Source organism: Marinifilum sp. D737, from assembly GCF_026672275.1.
GTDB lineage: Bacteria > Bacteroidota > Bacteroidia > Bacteroidales > Marinifilaceae > Marinifilum.
The window spans coordinates 76283-91983 of the sequence record NZ_JANQCD010000011.1 but is presented as its reverse complement, the minus strand read 5'-3'; the positions used below and the strand labels follow the sequence as shown (position 1 = coordinate 91983).

Below are 15701 nucleotides of genomic sequence, written 5' to 3'. Positions count from 1 at the left end.
GAGTTTTCTGTATTTTAGGATATCTAATATTTATATGCATATTATTAATAATCAAATATGAATCCAAATAACTACTGCGTAATTATGGCAGGAGGAGTCGGCTCTAGATTCTGGCCATTGAGTAAAAATTTGCGACCGAAACAATTTCTTGATATTCTTGGAACCGGTAAAACTTTAATTCGACACACCTTTGAAAGGTTTGCTTCGATTTGTCCGGTTGAAAACTTTTTTGTGGTTACCAATGCCATTTATAAGGATTTGGTATTGGAGCAGATTCCTGAAATGAAAGAAGATCAGGTTTTGTTGGAACCTTTAAGAAGAAATACAGCGCCTTGTATTGCTTACGCAAATTATAAGATTTTAAAAAGAAATCCCAATGCTTCAGTAGTGGTTACTCCAGCGGATCATTTAATTCTGAACGAAGTAAAATTCTTGGAGGTTTTAAAAGAAGGAATCGATTTTGTAAATAATGAAGATAAACTACTAACATTAGGAATGCAGCCAAGCAGACCTGAGACTGGATATGGTTACATTCAGGTTGGGAAAAAATCGGTAGAGAAATCTTCAGAGATATATCCTGTAAAGACATTTACCGAGAAGCCTCATTTAGATTTGGCAAAGATATTTTATGAGTCGGGAGAATTTTTCTGGAATTCGGGAATATTCTTGTGGTCATTACAAGCCATTCAGAATGCATTCAATAAATTCTTGCCTGATGTAAATGCATTGTTTGATTCAATTCTTGAGGATATTGATACAGCAAAAGAACAAGATGCAATTGATAAGATTTACCCTGAGTGTCAGAATATCTCTATTGATTATGGTATTCTTGAAAAATCAGACAATGTATATGTATACTGTACCGAATTTGGCTGGTCTGATTTGGGAACCTGGGGATCAATGTATGAACACTCTACTAAAGACGATAATCAAAATGCCATTCAGGGAGAAAATGTAATGTTGTACGAATCGAAAGATTGTTTGGTAAATGCACCAAATGAAAAGTTGGTGGTAGTTCAAGGTTTAAAGGATTACATTGTGGTGGATACCGACAAGACTCTGCTAATTTGCCGCAAGCGTGATGAGCAGGAGATTCGAAAGTTCGTGAACGATGTAAAAATAACAAAAGGAGAAGAGTACATTTAAACTCAATATATCAGCAAAAGAAAAGGACCTCAATTTGAGGTCCTTTATTATTTTGAATGCTTATTAAATTCTACCATTCCCAAAGGTCATGCTCATATTCGAAAATATTGTTCTTAATTCTTTCAGCTTCTAGCATCGAATTAATACCAACTGTATATTCGCTAATTCCTCGGTTGTTGTGTACGTTAGAGATTTGAGTGATGTAGCTTGAAAACCTTCTTTTCATGAATAAATCATCAAAAGAATAACGAGCTGCATCGTTAAAAGGATTAAATACCTCGTGTGTTGCTAGCAATGGTCTTGCTTCTGGAAAGTAAATCCAAAATAGCTGTTTCTTTTGAACGCCATCCATTGCTGTATCTCCATCTTTTACATACTCACGAATTGGGCAAATACCAATAATTCGAACTTGCATGGTTGAAGTTTGCTTATCAAAGAACCATTGCTCTTTTACCATATAACGCTTCACGTCGTCAGTGTGCATTTCTCCAGGAAGGATTACTGGCTCCAACTCACCTGTTAGTCTGTTGCGCTGCATAATGGTGTCAGCTTGTGCATCGAATTTTGCCCGAATTTCATCCAATGTCATTGGCTCTTTAAATTCATCATCGTTAGTTGAATAGGCAGTTAAACCTTCATTTTCGATGCCGTACATTAATAAATCAATTAAGCTGTAACGATCGTCCTGTGGAGTAGTTGGATAATACATCGGAAGGTTCATTTTCTCCCTTAAATCAACAATTCTCCAAACCAATTTCGACCACATTACATCCGATTCACGAATGTTTGAGAAAGGAATTGGTTTACGATTCTTAATGTGATTTTTACTGTACACACTGGTTGCTTTTGTTTGCGACATTACATTCGCAGAACAAAATAGTGCCAGACCAATTAATAGTAATAAGCTTTTTTTCATCGTATGTAAATTTTATTACTCTATTCTAAATACAATAGCAGGTAGATTTCTGGTAACACCATCGGGACCTACCGCCCTAATATCTTCGATATAAACTTTGTTATTTCTTCTCAAATTTCTGAACATTTTAATCTGTTCAGGAGTGAATGTATCTGTTCTTGAGACTTCATCAACTGTAAATCCTTTTTGGATGGTTGATACTGTAAAACCAGTGATTTTAAATGTCAAATCAAAATCAAAATTGTCCATTACAGCATCAACTCCTTGTTGAGCCAATAATAAATTCTTCTTGATTTTACCACCACTCTTGTCAGCAATTTTGGCAACAGGATCTGGAATTGGTTTTACTCTAAAATCAACAGTTCTTAAAGGTCTCCATTCTCCATCAAAATTCGCTTCGACTAAAACTTTTGCATCTCTTCCCACAACTTGTGGCTTTGCAATATACGTGTCATCACTTTTTTTGATTAAGCGGCCATTTTTATTTGAAATTGATGCTCTAATTCTGTCTGATGTAAAACCAGGTGCCGAAACACTAACAGGATTATCAACTCCAACATAGAATACATTCATTTTGGTAGGAGAAACCACTACGTTTGGCTCGGCTACTGTATATTCTGCTTTAAACTGCTTTCTTATCTCTCGCCCAGAAGGTGTTCTAAATACTAATTCTCCTCCCCAAGTTTTTGCACCAATTTCATTTGCTTTTACCCTATAGACACCTCTTTTTTCTTTATTAAAGTTCTTGTCACTAAGTTTTCCAGCACCATTAATAAATATTGTAGGGTTTTGCGTAGTGTCTACTGCCGCTAAGAAAATTTCCGCTTCGTATGTATCACCTTTCAATACATAACTTGACTTTGCAATAACTTCAGCTTTTAAATCATTAAATTTAAATGATTCCGCTTCAATTTGATTATATAGATAGTTTACAATGTCTGATTCTGTATTTCTGATATCCGATTGCATTTTTGATAGAAGCGTAACTGCACCTACCAATGGAGTATGATTAAATAGTTTGGATTCCCATGAATAATTTGGATCTCCTTTTTTACTTTTCTCAGGTTTTGAAGTATCTAATGTTTCTTGTATCGCATGATACAGTGTTGAATCTTCAACAAGATTTAAGATGTGTGTTCTGTATGATACAATTTCATTCTTCAGTAGTTTTCCTTTACCTCCAACTAACATGACTTCACCTGGTACATCAATATTATCACGACTTTTGATATTCTTCATATCATATTCAGGGCCATCTGCTTTCTCAACGATTTTTTCTTTTAATTCCTGAATAAAGTTGAATAAGCTATCAGATTTAGCTTTTATAACTTGAGCCTTATCCCATGATTCCTCTACCTTATTTCTATTGGCCTGTAAAGCCATATCAAAATCTAGGTAAGTAGCTTGAGTTTTTTCTTCAAAAGTCGATATGGTTTTCGATAAACCATTATCAATTGTTGTAAAAGCGTCCAGTACTTCGTTTGATACATTTATCGCCAACATTGCTGTCAGAAATAAATACATCATCCCAATCATCCGTTGCCGTGGCGTTTCTTTACAATTACTTGCTCCCATTTCAGCTTAGCTTGATTGTTAATACTAGTTCTTTTTTGAATGATCCATTGCACTTAACATGTTACCATAAATGGTATTTAATGCAGATAGATTTTGATTCAATTGTTCAGTTTCTTTGCGATAAGTTTGTGCATTCTCTAATGTTGCAGTAAGAGTTTGAAGTACCTTATCTAAATCCTGATGTACATTTTTGGCATTTTCCATCTGCTGATTACCTTGCTTTAATTGCAATTCGTAAATCGCATTCAACGATGAAAGATTATTATTCATTGCCTCCATAGAGGTATTGAAATTGCCACTGTTCTCAGAAATTTTACCAAAGTCATTCTGTAAGGATTGATCGATTTTCTGATATGAACTCAATAGGTTATTACCTGACTCGTTTACTTTATCCGCAAATTCTTTTCCTGAATTTTCAACAGAAGAAGCTGCATTTTGGTAGGAAGTACTTAGTTGATTTGCAGAATCAGAAAGTTGTTGTGTGCTATCGGCATATTTACCCGAAAACTCGCCAACAGATTCTGAAGCTTTTTGCATGGTTTGAATGTATCCATCAGTAGCTGTAGCAGCATCCGAAAGATTTGACAAATTATCAGCAGCATTGGTAAGCTTGGCTAAACCTTGACTTAGGTGTGACAATTTATCTGGCTCAACACTAATTTTTTCAAGTAATTGTTGCAACTGTTCCAAGCCTTCAACTTGAACGCCGCCACCTTTTACCATTTGTTCGCGTGGTTCCAAACCAATTAGCTCAGGATATACCAAACTCCAATCTGGTTGTTCGTGTGGTGGTTCAAATGCTGAAAAGAAGAAAATAATTGCCTCAACAGACATACCTACTGATAAAAGTAAGCCTGCATAAGGGTAATGCATAATTTTAAACAAGGCACCAATTAGTACGACGGAAGCTCCCCAACCATACACGTAGCCCATAAATTTTTTCCATCTCGGAGATTGTACCAGTTCTGTAATATTCATGTCGGATTTATTGAATAGGTCTAAAAATAAATAGTTAATGAGTAGATTATCTACCTAAATGAGTTCTTACACAGCGGAAACCGATATACGATTTTGCAGTATCCTGATATTCGTATGTTCTGGTTGCGCATTGCATGTAATATCCAATGTCTTTCCAGGATCCACCTCTAATCACTTTTCTCTTCAATGCTGGAGGATCATCAGGAAGTGCATTGTATTCATAATTCGGATTCATATCGTGTGTAAAAGAATAGGCTGATTCATCGTAAGCTCCGGATGTCCATTCTGCAACATTACCTGCCATATCGTATAGACCATATTCGTTAGGTTCGTAGCTTCCAACAGGAAGAGTAACCAAACCACCATCGTCTACATAATTACCACGCAAAGGCTTGAAGTTTGCCAAGAAACAACCTTGATCGTTTCTGGTGTAATTACCACCCCATGGGTACATGTTTTGTGCAATTCCACCACGCGCTGCATACTCCCATTCCGATTCGGTTGGTAAGCGGTAGTCCTGAACTGGATAATCTCCTTCAGCTTTTAGAGCTGAGTTGTGGAAACGTGTTCTCCAAATAGAGAAAGCCGTTGCTTGTTTCCATGATACACCAACTACTGGATAATCATCATATCCTGGATGCCAAAAATATTGCTTGGTCCAAGGATCATTATATGAATAAGTAAAATCTTGAATCCAGCACAGCGTATCCGGGTAAATATTTAATGCTTCTTTCATGATGAAAGAAGATCTGTCTTCAATTTGTTTTCTACCACCTTTGTAGTCATCTACCATACCTTCGTACTCGCCCGTTTCGTAATTGTAACGGTTCGATTTTTTAGCCGCTTGTTGAAGGTCAACCCATTCGTACTGATATTTCAGTTTTCTGGTATCAATTTCTTTGTTGCGGAAAAATCTTTCGTGTTCAGGAAGGTACATTTCTTCAAGAATTTCAACGTACTCTTCATCATTCCAATCTAATCTTTCGTCCCAGTTAATAAAAGGAGGATCGATAGGATTACCGTTATCGTCTTCTGCAATTAGGAACTCTTCAAATTGCTGTCCTAATAACTGACGAGCAATAGAGTCGCGTACCCAGTATACGAACTGACGGTATTCATTATTGGTAATTTCTGTTTCGTCCATCCAAAATGATTCAACAGAAACAGTTTTTGTTGTCGCGTTCAGTGCCCAAGCTACGTCCTGGTCGTTTGGCCCCATGGTAAAACTTCCTCTCGGAATTTCTACCATACCATAAGGTTTCGGCTCAAACCATTTTCCTCTTTGACCGACACCAACAAGTTCTCCATTTCCTGTGCGGCTTCCACACGATGATAAGAACAATAAAACAATTACACCTAGTGTTGTAAGTAGTTTATTCATAGTGGTTTTGTAAATTGTGCTAAAAGCACAGATTTTTAATATTTTGTTATAAAAATCGAATACTCTTATATTTTTGATTTCGGCTTTCCAATTTAGTGTTGAATCTGTACGTTAACAGAAACTCGTGAGATGCTTTTGCAATTTTCGATGTTGAAATATCGTATGCATATCCAACTTGAATTCCATTGTTGAATAATACACCTACCATTCCAACAATTGCATCATCGACTCTATATGAAACGCCTCCCCAAATCTTTTTATTGTATCGTATTAAACTGTTTATATCAATTTGAGAAACAACAGCATCCGTTTTATAAAATACAGATGGCATAATTTCCCAGCTTTCATCAAGCTTTATGGTATATCCGGCAGTTGCATAATAATGTCTTGCCAAATAGGTTTCTACCGATTCATTATACGCAACAGAAGGCTCCGTGACATGCAATACGGAAACTCCGGCATAAAAGTTATGTGTTTGGTAAAAAATTCCCAATCCAGGATCGAAAACCATTTTACCTTCATCAATTGTTCCTTCTCCTAAATCATCTTGAGCTGAAACATAGTCATCTCCTTCGGGAACAAACCATTCTCCTTTTAATGCATTGTTTTGCAATCCGAGACTTGCTCCAAAGTACAAAGAACCTGTGCTAAGCTTTTTCTCATAGGAATAACTTAGTCTAAAACCTGTGTTTTTTTCAAAACCCAATTCGTCTCTAACAATACTTAATCCTAAACCATGAGTTCTGCCACCAAAACGAACAGGAGTACTAAGGTTTACAACCGTTGTAACTGGCGCATTTTCGAAGCCAACCCATTGTTGTCGATTAATTGCTGAGACCACAATATCCTTCTCGGCACCCGCATATGCAGGATTTACAGAAAGGATATTAAACATATTTTGACTGAACTGAGGGTCCTGTTGTGCTCTTAAAATCAGAGTACAACAAATAAATATTATGACGAAAAATGTTCTTTTCATGCAACTTTATATAGTTCAGTAAACTTCAAAAACTGTGAGGAGTAAAGTAAATAAAAATAAATCTTCCTTACAAGTTTTATCAGAGGTTCAAGTGCTTTTATCAACAATTTTCAGATGTCTATTTTTGAAAAATATTTCGCTGTTGAAATATTAAATTAAACAAATGAAATGTATAACTCATTATAAATCTGATCGACGTATGTGAATTACGTAATCTTTATTTACGATGATTTTATTATTTTGTTAATTTATTTTTAAGTTTTTAATTTAAGCTTAACAATATAGTAGGCGTATTTAAAGGGAGGAGTTTCTAGAATAGTAATAAAAAAGGGCTGTTCGTTGATTAGAACAGCCCTGATTATTTTTTTTAGAAATTTACTTTTTTGCCTTTTGGGCAGTTGTAGTTTTTTTCTTCGTCGTTGTAGTTTTCTTTTTGGTCACAGTTTTTTTGGCAGTCGTCTTCTTGCTCGCTGCTTTTTTTGTGGTTTTCTTTTTAGGACCTTCTTTTATAATTTTCATACAATCTTCAAAGCTTAAGACTTTAGGATCTTCGATATCTTTTGCTAATCGGAAATTCTCTTTTTTGTATGAAATGTAAGGCCCCCAACGACCATTTAATATTTGTAAATCAGGATCTTCATCGAAAGCTTTGATGAATTTTTCTCTATCCTTCTTTCTCTTTTCTTCAATTAATTCAATAGCTCTTGGAAGATCGATCTCCATAGGATCATCGATATCCTTTTTAAGAGATGCGAATTTACCATCGTGACGCACGTATGGACCAAATCGTCCAATGGCCACAACTACTTTTTTATCTTCGTACAAACCAAGATCTCTCGGAAGTTTAAATAAATCAATGGCTTCTTCAAGGGTAATGGTTTCCAAATGTTGTCCTGGTCGTAAGCTTGCAAATTTAGGAGCTTCAGCTTCTTTATCTTCTGGAGTTTCTCCCAATTGAGCCATAGGACCATATCTTCCGATTCGAACCAAAATCACCTTGCCTGTTTTAGGATCTTCACCTAAAATTCTTTCACCAGTTGATCTTTCTGAGTGTTCAAGTGTCTTCTCTACATTTTCGTGGAAAGGGTTGTAGAACTTTCCAATCATTTCATGCCAAATCAACTTACCCAAAGCAATATCATCGAATTCTTTCTCTACATCTGCAGTAAAGTTGTAATTCATTACATTCGGGAAGTGCTCATTCAAGAAATCGGTTACCACCATTCCTATATCAGTTGGGAAAAGTTTTCTTTTCTCTGCACCAGTGATCTGTGTTTTTACTTCCTCAGAAATGTTGTTTTCCTTCAGGTTAATTACCTCATACTTTCTCTCAACACCATCTCTCGATTCTTTTACTACATATCCACGATTTTGAACGGTAGTAATGGTTGGAGCATAAGTAGATGGACGACCAATTCCCAGTTCTTCCAACTTTTTCACCAAACTAGCTTCGGTAAATCTTGGAGGACGATAGGTGAAGTTCTGAGTTGCATTCAAGAAATCTTCTGTAACAGGATCGTTAACTTTTACCGTTGGTAATAAAGTTTCCTCCTGTTTTCCATTCTCATCATCGGTAGATTCCATGTATACTTTTAGGAAACCATCGAATTTGATCATTTCTCCGGTAGCGATAAATTCTTCGCCATTGGTTGATGCAGCAATTTTAATATTGGTTTTCTCCAATTTTGCATCACTCATCTGAGAAGCAATCGTTCTTTTCCAAATCAAATTGTACAAACGAATCTCATTTGATTCACCAGAAATAACCTCTTTATTTAAATAGGTAGGACGGATGGCCTCGTGAGCTTCTTGTGCACCTTTATTTTTGGTTTGATATTTTCTGATTTTCACATACTCTTCGCCATGACGCTTGGTAATTTCCTCTTTAGCTGCAGCCAATGCAGTATCAGCAAGGTTTACCGAGTCGGTTCTCATATATGTGATATTACCGGCTTCGTACAAACGCTGGGCAACGGCCATGGTTTGTGCTACCGAAAATCCTAATTTTCTACTTGCTTCCTGTTGTAAGGTTGAAGTAGTAAAAGGAGCTGCAGGCTTACGAGTTGACGGTTTCTTCTCAATATCGCTAACCTTATATTCTGCATTTTTACAACTTTCTAAGAAGCGAAGAACTTCTTCTTTTGTAGCGAAACGCTTTGGATACTCAGCTTTTAAAGTTTTCTGAGTTCCATTCTCTTCCGTAATAAAGAAGTTAGCTACTACTTTGTAATAAGCTTCAGGTGTAAATGCAATAATATCTCTTTCTCTTTCAACCAAAAGTCGAACAGCTACTGACTGTACACGACCTGCCGAAAGTTGAGGTTTTACTTTTTTCCACAATACTGGCGAAATCTCAAAACCTACCAAACGATCTAAGATTCTTCTTGCTTGCTGTGCATTAACAAGATTATCATCAATATCGCGAGGATTTTCGATTGCTTTTAGAATTGCAGGCTTGGTAATTTCATGAAAAACAATTCGTTTGGTGTTCTCTTTTTTCAATTTCAACACTTCAAACAAGTGCCATGCAATAGCTTCTCCTTCGCGGTCTTCATCGGATGCGATCCAAACCGTTTTGGCTTCCTTTGCAAGTTTCTTTAATTCGGTAACTACCTTCTTCTTGTCAGTAGATACAATATATTTAGGTGTGAAATTGTTTTTGATATCAATCCCAAAATCCTTTTTTTCCAAATCCCGAATATGCCCAAAACTAGACTTAACCAAGAAATCTTTGCCTAAAAATTTCTCGATTGTTTTTGCTTTTGCAGGGGACTCAACTATTACTAAATTCTCTACCATCTCGAATCTGTTCTTTGGGAAGTTTAGGTTAAAATTTTTTGCAAAGTAAAACAATAAGGTACCTAAGTTCAAAATTTTGTTGTAATTATTTTGATATTACCTTATTATAATGTAGTTCAAAAATCCAATAAAATGCCGAAAAATACGTCTTATATGTTAGAATTTAATTTGCTATTTTTACAGCTCATAAAAAATACCGTAGTATGTCTGAAATCAATCCAAATATGGAAATAGATCCTAATGCAGAATTGAATCCTGGAAATGAAGAGGTAAGCAACCAGTCGAAAATTAAGACTTACAAAAAGCCATTGCTAATATTTTGGTCGATCTTTATTGTAGGACTTGTATGCGTTGTTTTGTTTTTTGCAGGAGTGTCCAATGGTACTTTCGGATTTATGCCAACATTTGAAGAGTTGGAGAATCCTAAAAGTAGTTTGGCTACCGAAGTTTATACTGTAGATGGAGAATTGTTAGGAAAGTTTTATTTCCAAAACCGTTCGTTTATTGATCATGATGAGCTTTCGCCATACTTGATTGATGCACTAATTGCGACAGAGGATGTGAGGTTCGAAAGTCACTCGGGAATCGACCTTCGAGGATTGGGACGTGTTTTTAAAGGATTGTTAACTGGTGATAGTAGTGCAGGTGGTGGTAGTACCATTTCTCAGCAGTTGGCTAAAATGCTTTTCCCTCGCGAGGAGTTTAAAAACAAATTGAGTATTGTTTTTAGAAAATTTAGAGAGTGGGTAATTGCCGTTAAGCTGGAAAGAAGTTATACCAAAGAAGAAATCATGACAATGTATTTTAACAAGTATGATTTCCTGAATCTGGCTGTTGGTATTAAATCGGCGGCAAATGTATATTTTAATACAACTCCTGATTCATTAAAGTTGGAACAAGCTGCCATGTTGGTGGGTATGGCAAAGAATTCGTCGTACTACAATCCACTTAGAAGACCAGAGCTTACCAAAGGACGACGCAATACGGTTCTTTCGCAAATGGTGAAGTATGGGTATTTGGAAAACCAACTTGCCGATTCATTGAAACAATTGCCATTGGGAATCGATTACCAAAAAGTGGATCACAAAAGAGGAATGGCTCCTTATTTCAGAGAGTATTTGAGAATGTCTCTTACTGCCAATAAGCCGGAAAGAAAAAATTATCCTTCCTGGAACATGCAAAAATTCAAGCAAGATTCTTTGGAATGGGAAATCAATCCTTTCTATGGCTGGTGTAATAAAAATCAGAAAGCTGATGGTACTGCATACAATATATATAAGGATGGTTTGAAGATATACACTACTCTTGATTCCAGAATGCAGAAGTATGCCGAGCAAGCTGTAGAGGAGCACTTGGGACTTGATTTGCAGAAAGGATTCGACAGGGAAAAGGAGCATCATAGAAACCCACCTTTTTCTGATGATTTGAGTGATGAAGCCTTCGAACATCAGATGGATCTTTCGATTCGCAGAAGTGAAAGACACCGTGTTCTGAAAAAGAAAGGATTGTCTTTTGAGCAGATCAAAGAAAATTTTAAAAAGCCTGTTAAAATGAAAATATTTACATGGAAAGGGGAGCGCGATACCATCATTTCGCCAATGGATTCCATGTTGTATTACAAAGGATTTTTACGTGCAGGTTTTATGTCGATGGTGCCACAAACCGGCGAGGTAAGAGCTTATGTTGGTGGTCCAAACTACAAGCACTTCATGTACGATATGGTTACGCTTGGTAAACGCCAGGTGGGCTCTACAATCAAGCCATTTTTATATACCTTGGCCATGCAGGAAGGTTTAACACCTTGCGATAAGGTGCCAAATATCCCACAAACTTTTATTTTGCCTGATGGTACACCCTGGACATCCAGAAACTCGACGGAAGCTCATAGTGGTGAAATGGTAACCCTAAAATGGGGATTGGCTCATTCGGTAAATAACATTTCCGGATGGGTGTTGAAACAGACCAATCCGGAAGCCGTGGTTTCAATGGCGCGTAAAATGGGAGTAGTCAGCAAAATTGAGGCGGTGCCTTCTATCTATTTGGGAACTTCTGATATCTCGGTTTACGAAATGGTTGGTGCTTATGGTTCCTTTGCCAATAAAGGGGTGTACATTAAACCTCGTTTTATTACCAAGATTGAGGATAGCAAAGGCAACTTATTAGCTCAGTCGGTTCCACAAAAAACCGAGGTAATGAATGAAAGAACTGCATACCTAATGGCTAATTTGTTACAGGGTGTTGTTCGAGAAGGAACTGGTAGAAGACTAAGATTTAAATATCATTTATACAATCCAATTGGTGGAAAAACCGGAACAACACAAAACCACTCCGATGGTTGGTTTATGGGAATTACCCCCGAGTTGGTTTCAGGAGTTTGGGTTGGTGCCGAAGATAGAGCAATTCGCTTTGAAGGAATTAGATTAGGACAGGGAGCAAATATGGCACTTCCAATTTGGGGATTGTACATGCAAAAAGTATATGCCGATAAATCTTTGGGTATGAAGCAAGGAGATTTCGAAAAACCTCGAGGTGTTAATATCAACCTGGATTGTGAAGCTGTGAGCAATGATAATTCGAACAGCACCTCTGAGGATTTTGATGATGAAGATTTCTTTTAGAATAGAACAGGGAAATTGACTTTAAGCAAAAATAAAAACCACAGATTACACCAATTAACACAAATTGTTCCGCATAGCGGAACTAAAAATTAGAGTAATTGTTGAAATTCGTGGTTAAAAATAAAAAGTGATCTCTCAATATTTTTAAAAGTAAAATGCCTGTGGAATATAAGGTCAAGGTTGTATAAAAATCAGATTTAAAATCTGTTGCAAGATCAAGTAATTTTTTCTAAAATTGTACTGCAATTCAGGTTCTCCGACAGGAGAATAATAGGGAATCCTGTTTAAAGCAGGAGCTGTCCCCGCAGCTGTAAGTTTCGATTCGTTTGTGAATCTGTGTTTTTAACAAGTGTTCCACTGTTCCGATACTTCGGGATGGGAAGGAGTTGAAAACCGGAACAAGCCAGAAGACCTGCCTGGGTTATGGATTTTAGCTTTCGGGCATGAAAAGCGGAAAGATTCAGTTTATTCTTTCTATTCCGATGCTAGCAGATTCGGTACGCCAAACCGATTCGAAAAAATTCATAGTAACTGTTTTACTATTGAGGATGTCTCGCCAAGGCATCCTCTTTTTTTTCTGAAAGTTTTAAAAAGTCGAACAGTCGAACAGTCGAATGGTCTAACAGTCGAATGGTCAAATAGTTTAAGTAATCATCACTTAAAATTCCTTGCCTTTATAAACTTCGTGTCCGCTAATTTTGTTTTTAATCTTTTACTGGGACGAAAGGCAATTTTGGTATTTGTAATTTTTCGTGCAGTAACCTCCTCTTCCGTATCACATCCTTCTCCCGATGCATGAAGCGAGAAAATGCCCAAACCTTCCAAATCGATACTGCAATTGTCTTTTAACAAAGTAGGCATTACTGATATAAATGTATAAAGAACAGCCATTACATCAGCTTCGCTACAGGTCGACATTTTTTCAATGAGCTCACATAGCTCCTTCATTTTTACGGTTTTCCGATTGGTAATTCGTGGATAATACTTGTATTTACCACCACCTTTAACACCCGGACTTGAATATTTTACAACTTTATATTCTACGCTCATAACAATTGTTTTAGGGTAATTTGTAATTTCGTTTTTATGAGCCTTTGCTTAGGTATAAAAGCTCGATACCCTAAGTTATGAAATTTTGACGCGTGTTAAAAATAATTTTAACACGCGTCAAAAGTAACTTTAACGCGCGTTAAAAATTCAGGATGAAGTTAGAGATTTCAGAAGATCCCAGTTCTGGTTGTGGATTTGTAGGAGTGGTTTGTACAAATACCTACTGTCTAAATAAGGTTTGAAATACCTGGCCAACCTTACTTACCAAATGCACTTTAATTTTAAACTTAGAGATATCCAGACCTTTTAAATTGTGTTTTGGAATAAAGATTTGTTTGAAACCTAATTTCTCGGCTTCGCTAATGCGTTGGTCGATTCGGTTAACCGGACGAATTTCGCCTGATAAACCAATTTCACCTGCAAAGCAAACTTCCTTAGGAATCGAAATATCGGTGCTTGATGAAAGTACGGCTATAATCACTGCCAAATCGATAGCAGGATCGTTTACCTTAATTCCTCCGGCAATGTTTAGGAAGACATCTTTGGTTGAAAGTCGGAAACCGGCACGCTTTTCCAATACTGCCAAAAGCATGTTCAGGCGGCGCAAGTCGAAACCTGTTGAGGAACGTTGTGGTGTACCATAAGCTGCTGAACTTACCAATGCTTGTATTTCAATAAGGAATGGACGCATGCCTTCAATTGAAGCGGAAATAGCCGTTCCGCTTAGGCTTTCATCTTCTTGCGAAAGCAACAACTCCGAAGGATTGGAAACTTCTCTTAAACCTGTATGTTGCATTTCGTAAATTCCCATTTCGGATGTGGAACCAAAACGGTTTTTGGTAGCTCTTAAAATACGGTACATGTGGTTTTGGTCGCCTTCGAACTGAAGAACGGTATCGACCATATGCTCCAGGATTTTTGGTCCTGCCAAGCTTCCATCTTTGGTAATGTGACCTATTAAAAGAACCGGAATTGCCGATTGCTTGGCATATTGCAATAGTTGCGAAGTACATTCCCTGATTTGAGAAACGCTTCCGGGACCAGCCTCTATTCTTTCTGTTGCCAGGGTTTGAATAGAATCGATTACCACAATATTGGGATTGGTATTTTTAATGTGCGAGAAGATATTTTCCATCGAGGTTTCGCTTACAATTAAGCAATTGTCGTTATCGGCATTGATTCGGTTTCCCCTCAATTTAATTTGCTGTGCACTCTCTTCTCCCGAAACGTAAAGCGTTTTGTAGCTTTTAAGATGTAAAGCAATTTGAAGAGCCAAAGTGGATTTTCCAATACCCGGTTCACCGCCAATCAGGATTAAGGACCCCGGAACCAAACCGCCTCCAAGTACACGATTCAACTCCATATTTTGGGTGTTGTATCTTTTTTCTTCGGAAGAGGAAATCTCAGAAATCTTTAGAGGCTTATTTTTGGAATCGCCTTTTGAACCAACAATATTTACGTTTTTAGACTTTACAACAATCTCTTCTACAAATGTGTTCCATTCGCCACAGGAAGGACATTTACCTACCCATTTGGCAGATTCCACTCCACAATTCTGACAGAACCAGGCACTTTTTGTTTTTGCTTTAGCAACCACGTTTTTACAATTAACAATTAATAATTAGCAATGATTAATAAATGTTTCAAAGCCTTATTTGAAGCTTGATGCTTGTAGCTTTAAATTATCCTTCTCGTTGTATTTTTTTGATGATTCCCGTTGAAGAGAATCCTTCGATAAAGTCAAGAGTTTTAATTTCTCCACCTTTGGCTTTAACGATATCATAACCTACGATATCTTCGGCTTTGTAATCGCTTCCTTTTACAAGAATATCAGGCTGAACGAAATCAATTAAATTGTATGGAGTGTCTTCTTCGAAAAGAATTACCATGTCTACAAATCCAAGGGATGCCAACAGAAGGGCTCTTGAGTATTCATCGATAATTGGGCGAGTAGGACCTTTTAATCTTTGAGTTGACGAATCGGAGTTTAAACCGATAATCATTTTATTTCCCATGGAGGCTGCTGAGGCCAAATACTCAAGGTGACCACGGTGAATTATGTCGAAACATCCATTTGAAAATACGATTTTTTCGTCTTTAAATCGCCATGTTTGTAATAGGTTAAAGGCATCTTCTTTCTTAAAGATGATCTTATCTTTTATCAATTGTAGCTTATCCATTTTTAAGATTTTGCTTAAAGGTACAGTATCAGTTAGTGAGAAGCAAGTGAGTTGATGAATGAGATTTGGCTTGTTAATC

The 15701-nt window shown here is 36.9% G+C and carries 11 protein-coding genes and 1 riboswitch; of the genes, 2 read left to right on the top strand and 9 right to left on the bottom strand.

The features are described 5' to 3' along the window. The first annotated feature begins 57 nt into the window (after positions 1-57). Entirely contained in the window at positions 58-1146 is a 1089-nt protein-coding gene (locus NQ163_RS08750; protein WP_268189961.1) for a mannose-1-phosphate guanylyltransferase, read from the top strand. Positions 1147-1216: 70 nt separating this feature from the next. Here the strand turns inward: NQ163_RS08750 and porN are convergent, their stop codons facing one another. From porN to topA, 6 genes are all read right to left on the bottom strand, one after another. Next, positions 1217-2062, bottom strand: coding sequence for a type IX secretion system ring protein PorN/GldN (gene porN / locus NQ163_RS08745; protein ID WP_268189960.1), 846 nt, complete (start codon positions 2060-2062; stop codon positions 1217-1219). Positions 2063-2077: 15 nt separating this feature from the next. Further along, on the bottom strand, positions 2078-3637 hold the full coding sequence (gene porM / locus NQ163_RS08740; RefSeq protein WP_268189959.1) for a type IX secretion system motor protein PorM/GldM: 1560 nt from the start codon (positions 3635-3637) through the stop codon (positions 2078-2080). Positions 3638-3661: 24 nt separating this feature from the next. Beyond that, entirely contained in the window at positions 3662-4615 is a 954-nt protein-coding gene (gene porL / locus NQ163_RS08735; RefSeq protein WP_268189958.1) for a type IX secretion system motor protein PorL/GldL, read from the bottom strand. Positions 4616-4661: 46 nt separating this feature from the next. Next, a complete protein-coding gene (porK, locus tag NQ163_RS08730; protein WP_268189956.1) occupies positions 4662-5996 on the bottom strand; it encodes a type IX secretion system lipoprotein PorK/GldK in 1335 nt (444 codons plus the stop codon). Positions 5997-6042: 46 nt separating this feature from the next. Further along, positions 6043-6975, bottom strand: coding sequence for a PorP/SprF family type IX secretion system membrane protein (locus NQ163_RS08725; RefSeq protein WP_268189955.1), 933 nt, complete (start codon positions 6973-6975; stop codon positions 6043-6045). A gap of 375 nt (positions 6976-7350) precedes the next feature. Continuing rightward, positions 7351-9774 (bottom strand): type I DNA topoisomerase, encoded by a 2424-nt coding sequence (gene topA / locus NQ163_RS08720; RefSeq protein WP_268189954.1) that lies wholly within the window; start codon positions 9772-9774, stop codon positions 7351-7353. A gap of 203 nt (positions 9775-9977) precedes the next feature. On the opposite strand from topA, the gene NQ163_RS08715 reads away from it, so the two are divergent. Further along, positions 9978-12392 carry a transglycosylase domain-containing protein gene (locus NQ163_RS08715; protein WP_268189953.1) on the top strand — a complete coding sequence of 805 codons (2415 nt, stop codon included), beginning with the start codon at positions 9978-9980 and terminating at the stop codon, positions 12390-12392. 232 nt (positions 12393-12624) lie between these two features. Further along, positions 12625-12826, top strand: a riboswitch (cobalamin riboswitch). A 220-nt stretch (positions 12827-13046) separates the two neighbouring features. Here NQ163_RS08715 and NQ163_RS08710 read toward each other — a convergent pair. The 3 genes from NQ163_RS08710 to rfaE2 form a co-directional block, all read right to left on the bottom strand. Continuing rightward, positions 13047-13442, bottom strand: a complete 396-nt coding sequence (locus tag NQ163_RS08710; protein WP_268189951.1) for an HU family DNA-binding protein — start codon at positions 13440-13442, stop codon at positions 13047-13049. 220 nt (positions 13443-13662) lie between these two features. Further along, positions 13663-15039, bottom strand: a complete 1377-nt coding sequence (radA, locus tag NQ163_RS08705; protein ID WP_268189949.1) for a DNA repair protein RadA — start codon at positions 15037-15039, stop codon at positions 13663-13665. A gap of 85 nt (positions 15040-15124) precedes the next feature. Next, on the bottom strand, positions 15125-15622 hold the full coding sequence (gene rfaE2, locus NQ163_RS08700) for a D-glycero-beta-D-manno-heptose 1-phosphate adenylyltransferase (RefSeq protein WP_268189948.1): 498 nt from the start codon (positions 15620-15622) through the stop codon (positions 15125-15127). Between the last annotated feature and the right edge of the window lie 79 nt (positions 15623-15701).

What these genes read in the sequence shown, in the direction of transcription:
- porM (WP_268189959.1), bottom strand. Translation starts at nt 3,637, where the DNA reads ATGGGAGCAAGTAATTGTAAAGAAACGCCACGGCAACGGATGATTGGG.
- NQ163_RS08710 (WP_268189951.1), bottom strand. Translation starts at nt 13,442, where the DNA reads ATGAGCGTAGAATATAAAGTTGTAAAATATTCAAGTCCGGGTGTTAAA.
- porL (WP_268189958.1), bottom strand. Translation starts at nt 4,615, where the DNA reads ATGAATATTACAGAACTGGTACAATCTCCGAGATGGAAAAAATTTATG.
- porK (WP_268189956.1), bottom strand. Translation starts at nt 5,996, where the DNA reads ATGAATAAACTACTTACAACACTAGGTGTAATTGTTTTATTGTTCTTA.
- porN (WP_268189960.1), bottom strand. Translation starts at nt 2,062, where the DNA reads ATGAAAAAAAGCTTATTACTATTAATTGGTCTGGCACTATTTTGTTCT.
- NQ163_RS08715 (WP_268189953.1), top strand. Translation starts at nt 9,978, where the DNA reads ATGTCTGAAATCAATCCAAATATGGAAATAGATCCTAATGCAGAATTG.
- topA (WP_268189954.1), bottom strand. Translation starts at nt 9,774, where the DNA reads ATGGTAGAGAATTTAGTAATAGTTGAGTCCCCTGCAAAAGCAAAAACA.
- NQ163_RS08725 (WP_268189955.1), bottom strand. Translation starts at nt 6,975, where the DNA reads ATGAAAAGAACATTTTTCGTCATAATATTTATTTGTTGTACTCTGATT.
- rfaE2 (WP_268189948.1), bottom strand. Translation starts at nt 15,622, where the DNA reads ATGGATAAGCTACAATTGATAAAAGATAAGATCATCTTTAAGAAAGAA.
- NQ163_RS08750 (WP_268189961.1), top strand. Translation starts at nt 58, where the DNA reads ATGAATCCAAATAACTACTGCGTAATTATGGCAGGAGGAGTCGGCTCT.